Raw genomic sequence first — 2317 nt, 5'->3', positions numbered from 1 at the left:
TCATGCCGGCAGAGCGATCGGCTGACAAGCCGAACGGACGGCTGACTATTCTGCCTTTCTGATCTTCTTTTCGAGGTGCCCGTTTTTCTGGTCGTGAACCAGCTGGCCTAGGGATGTCTCATTGAGGTGCTGGAGCACTTCACCCAGTGTTGCCGTCTCCGGGTGGCCGGCGGCAAACGTGTTGCCGTAAACCTTGCGCAGTGTACGAATGAGGGTGTTACCGTGCTTCTTGCTGATCTCACCATTCTTGTCACGGTGGCGGTCGTCGATGGACATCGCGGCCCTCCCTTATGTTTTGTGCTTGCTCGGGCAGCCTAACGTCATTAGGTCGGCTTCATCAACCCTCACGCTCCCGCAGACGAGTCGCAGGGTTTGGCCCCAGGCATTCGGACAGGCTGGGGCCATGCAACTGGCCAGAAACCTTGGAGCTGCCCTCGGCAGATCCATGCTCACGAGACACGGCGCATTGGCCGAACCAGCAGAGCAGCCGCGATTAGAGTTATCGTTGTCAGATCGCGGCAGTTGGTCATCTCTTCTTTCCTCGCTTCGCCAGTCTCACGCCGGCTCCGCCTCCATTCTCGGGGATGAACTCGACGCCGGCCTTCTCGAGTGCGGCGACAAGCGCTTCTCCCGTTTCGGGGCGTCCTCCTATCGGGTCGTCGCTATCGATTGCTTCCAGCCGCCCGATCGTAGGCTTTGAAACTCCCGAGGATTCAGCCAGGTCATCTTGCGACCATCCCAAGAGGGATCGGGCAGCTTTGATCTGTCTGATTGATATTTTTAATATTGACACGCCCAGCTCTCCTATGCGATATTAAAAATATCAAACAGAGCTAACCAAGGCAAGCGCGATGAGCAAAAACACCTTCCCGGTGAACGGCGGAGCTATGCCAGCGGCCACCCTCACCGTCCGCAACCTGGTCGACAAGCAAACCGGCGAAGTGAGGATGTGGGTCCTCAAGGGCCTCGCGCGCCGTGAAGCCATGCGGACTTGGGGCGAGATCACCCCTCGCTCCCTCCGGGCTTCCATCCGCCTGTATGCCGACATGATCCCCGAGATGCAGTGCGCATGGCGCCAGCGTCACGGCCTGCCCGTCGCGATGACCACAGTTATCCCTTACGGGAACGCCCGCGATGGCGTGCGCCGCTCGGCCTTCTGAGGAGCACCAATTCAACCCTTGCCTGTTTGGTCGGCAAGCCGAAAGGAGGTGAAGCAACCGGCTTTCTTTCCAATCCCGACAGCGGTCGACCAACGGGCGGACATTACGCTTCGCCGTCGTCTCAAGATCCTTCACGCCAATCAAGAGAGAGAACATGAGCAACGCGGTAGCTATTGGCGCCAGGGGCGCCGGACTATTTTCAACACCTTCCTCGAAGCTGGAAAGCGGGCACAGCGCATGTCAGCCCGGATCGGCGTGGCCAGAACCATATGCCCGCTCAAACATTCCTGAGCGCGGGGCACAGATCAGCAGGAGGACAGTCATGAACATGGTAGTTAGCAGCGCGGCCCTCATCGGCACACAGATCCCATCCGAAGCCGCCACGGAGACCGATCCGATCCTCGCTGCGATCGAGACTCATAGGCAAGTTTACGAGCGCCTCGCCAAGGAAGTTAGTAATCACTCTGCGCTGGAGTCAGAAATTCCCCTTCAGAAACGCCAGTCGGAGGTGAACCCCTGGGAAGACGAGTTCATCGTTGAGACCGATGATCCCCGATGGATTGCGAGTGAACGTGCGTTGCTTGCGGCTTTTGATGCAGAGACAGATGCAGCGTGCGCACTGTGCGATATCCGTCCCACCACGCGGCAAGGACTGCTGGCACTCCTCAACTATGCTCTCACACACGACAAGGACGGGCGCAGCTGGCCCAGCGCGTTGGAAAGCGGCGACACCCGAAATATCACCAGGAGCTGGCACCACTTCCTGATCGAAAACGTCACGGTTGCCCTGACGATGGGACTCGATGAGCCTTCTTTATCGTGATCGCGGAGGGGCGCCGGCTCACGCCGTCCGCCAGACGACCTCAAGCCGAAGCTGTGATTGCCAGAAAATCTCAATGAAGGAGAACGCGACCATGAACATGATGACTGCTATTTCTACCGCTACAGCCGCGCCAACTGCTGCGCCCTCTCTAACGGCGTCAAGGACCGCGGGAATGAACGTTGTTGACCTCTATCGACGCGCTAAGGCAGCGTTGCAGCAGGTATCCATTGAGCTTGATGATGCGCATGAGGCAGCATTCACCGCGCATGGTCATAGGCCTGCCGCGCTGATCCCTTGGCGGAACTACTCAGCAATAGGCGGCAGTGAAATTGAG

4 protein-coding genes are annotated in these 2317 nt (G+C 58.5%); 2 read left to right on the top strand and 2 right to left on the bottom strand.

Annotated elements, in window-relative coordinates:
• Positions 1–45: 45 nt before the first annotated feature.
• Together AC630_RS42520 and AC630_RS42515 are read right to left on the bottom strand one after the other, a co-directional pair.
• A complete protein-coding gene (locus tag AC630_RS42520; protein WP_074124422.1) occupies positions 46–276 on the bottom strand; it encodes a hypothetical protein in 231 nt (76 codons plus the stop codon).
• A gap of 250 nt (positions 277–526) precedes the next feature.
• Positions 527–793, bottom strand: a complete 267-nt coding sequence (locus AC630_RS42515; protein ID WP_074124420.1) for a helix-turn-helix domain-containing protein — start codon at positions 791–793, stop codon at positions 527–529.
• Positions 794–851: 58 nt separating this feature from the next.
• On the opposite strand from AC630_RS42515, the gene AC630_RS42510 reads away from it, so the two are divergent.
• Positions 852–1160, top strand: a complete 309-nt coding sequence (locus AC630_RS42510; protein ID WP_074124418.1) for a hypothetical protein — start codon at positions 852–854, stop codon at positions 1158–1160.
• 322 nt (positions 1161–1482) lie between these two features.
• Complete coding sequence (locus tag AC630_RS42505) at positions 1483–1983, top strand: hypothetical protein (RefSeq protein ID WP_074124417.1); 501 nt, start codon at positions 1483–1485, stop codon at positions 1981–1983.
• The last annotated feature ends 334 nt before the right edge of the window (positions 1984–2317 follow it).

Origin of the sequence: Bradyrhizobium sp. AS23.2 (assembly GCF_001908185.1) — a bacterium.
Lineage (GTDB): Bacteria > Pseudomonadota > Alphaproteobacteria > Rhizobiales > Xanthobacteraceae > Bradyrhizobium.
This window is presented reverse-complemented; position numbering and strand designations above follow the sequence as displayed.